We start from the raw sequence: 2561 nt of genomic DNA, 5'->3' as shown, positions 1-2561 counted from the left end.
GTTTTCCTGGATGATCTCAGTGACCTTAAAATTGTGAATGGACTGGACCTGCAAAATGGCTATGTTTTCCTGAACGGCTGGAACCTCGTGATGGGACATCATACCCCCGGAAATATTATGCATTATTCTGCCCAGCATTTTATTATTACCGGGAGTAGTTTTGGCGGAGGTACACTTTACCGCAACCATATTTCTGCAGCAGATCAAGTCGTGATTTTTCCTATTGGAACAAAACCTTCCAGCTACACACCCGTGGCGCTGGAAAATCCAGGCACCACCACTGCTGTGCGCGCGGGCGTTTCCGATAGTGTCAGAAAAAATCTTACTACCGGTGAAAACCTTGTACTCACCAGTGTGAATAAAACCTGGGAAGTAACTCCCTCTCAACCCGATGCGGAAATAAAGCTGCACCTCGTGTTCGATCGGTCCGACGAAGGACCGGTTTATGAGGCCAACAGAAACACCGCTTACCTGGCCAGATTTTCGGATACGGCCTGGGATATCGCCAATGTCAGAGCAGCACCCGGTGCTCCTGGCAGGAGTTATACCACCGGGGCACCAGACAGACAAAAAGTAGCAGTCGCACGCACCTTTCAACACCTGCGCAATAACAATTATTTCACCAGCCTTGTAGCAGAAACAGTAAATAGTCCCGACAGCACCACACTCGATTTCTTCAGCGCCAATCGTAGCCCTGATAATGAAGACACGGTGCTACTTCACTGGATTACCGGCAGGGAATATTTTTGCAGCGGCTTTACGATTGAACGGAAATTTGCGATTAACCAGGACTTTGATTCCATCGGATTTGTACGCAGTCAGTCGCCGGGCGGTATCAGTTTCTATCCGGTAGGCTATGATGCAGTAGATGCACCCAATAACGACGGCTTTATTTTTTACCGGCTGAAAGTTATCATGACAGATGGCTCCTTCTTCTATGGCCCGGTGCGTTTAGTAAAAGGCAAAAACATACGGGGCGATATCACTGTGTGGCCTAACCCGGTACAAGGCGGCATCATTCATATATACTACGGGTCTAATCAGCATATAAAGGCCCTTTCACTGGTAGATGTACCCGGCCACCGGTTAATATACCAGAAATTTCAGCAGCCATTACAGCAGCGTAATTACTATGAATTAAATGTTCCTGCCAACCTGGCCAGGGGCAATTATTTCCTGGAATTCATCGGTGAAAAAGACGAACTGCTGCATACCGAGAAACTAATTATAATGGAATAGCCAGCGTTTACGGCAACATATTAAAATCCGCTTAAACTCCGCACAGTTAAGGGATCGCTATTAAAGTTACCCTAACTTTGCTGGCTAGTGCGAACAACAGATTCACGAAACCTACAAACCTTTGAGAAAGAAATTTTTTACTGCAGCATTTTTGCGCAAGCTCCACCTGAAAGAGCTGCTGGCAGTGCTATTTATCCTCCTGGCCATTTACTTTTTTCGTTCACAACGCCATGAATTGTATTCCCTGATTCCTGCCATTGAAAAAGCGGACAGGGGCTGGGTCATACTGGGTGTAATCGTTACCATCGGATATATTTTATTACAGGCGGGCATGTATGTGTTTAGTTTCCGCGCGGTAGGCGCCCGAATAGATACGATCAAGAGTACAGAGCTTTTCCTGAAACGTAATCTGCTGTCAGTATTTCTGCCGGCAGGCGGTATCAGCTCACTGGCTTATTTACCACAGAGCTTACGCCGTACTCAATTGCATAAACAGCAAATACATCAGGCATCCGGCATTTACGGTTTTGTGGGGATACTCTCCGTTTTCCTGGTAGGCATTCCCGTAGTGGTGTATGCTATGTTGCATGCCGGCAGTATGAAAGATGCGGTATGGGGACTGGCTGCTATTTGCGGACTATTACTGGGTGTAGTGTGGCTGGTACGTTCCATGCAAACCAAAGGCAAAGCCTACCGGTTACTTGTTAAATATTTTCCCGGGGCTGCGCACCAGGTAGATGAAATTTTTACTTTTCAGTTATCGGTACCTGCGTTTATGAATACGGTGCTGGCATCTGTGCTGATAGAAGTAGCCGGGATCGCGCATTTGTACCTGAGTATGCTGGCCGTAGGCGTTACGCCTTCTCTGGAAGCCGCCTGCGTAGGATATATAGTAGCCACTATTTTTCTCATCATATCACCCTTTTTACGGGGACTAGGCGCTATTGAATTATCACTGGCATACCTGCTCAGCAACTACGGCTTCAGCACCTTACAAGCGTTGGAAATCACGTTGCTGTTCCGTTTATTTGAGTTCTGGCTCCCGCTGATCGCCGGCATGTTTGCCTTTGCGCTGAAGGGCCGAGAACTGGTACTCCGGCTATTGCCGCCTATTCTGATTTTCCTGCTGGGGATGGTGAATATTTTTTCCGTGCTCACACCACCGCTGGCAAACCGAATGCATTTGCTCCGCGCCTATATTCCTGGTACGTCTATACACGCTACTAATCTATTAGTGGTATTTATGGGGCTGATATTGCTGGTAACAGCCACCTTTCTTTTCCGTGGATTGCGTAGTGCCTGGATAGTGGCGCTGGCGGTAT

2 protein-coding genes are annotated in these 2561 nt (G+C 47.5%); both read left to right on the top strand.

The features are described from left to right. A partial coding sequence (locus VIP81_RS22570) for a T9SS type A sorting domain-containing protein (RefSeq protein ID WP_331966736.1) occupies window positions 1-1239 on the top strand: 1239 nt, incomplete at its 5' end. Window positions 1240-1360: 121 nt separating this feature from the next. Beyond that, the coding region (locus VIP81_RS22565) for a lysylphosphatidylglycerol synthase transmembrane domain-containing protein (protein WP_331966734.1) at window positions 1361-2561 on the top strand (1201 nt) is incomplete at its 3' end.

This window comes from Chitinophaga sp., from assembly GCF_036566945.1.
In the GTDB taxonomy this organism is placed as follows: domain Bacteria; phylum Bacteroidota; class Bacteroidia; order Chitinophagales; family Chitinophagaceae; genus Chitinophaga.
The sequence above is the reverse complement of the archived record's forward strand: the minus strand, read 5'-3'. Positions and strand labels throughout refer to the sequence as shown.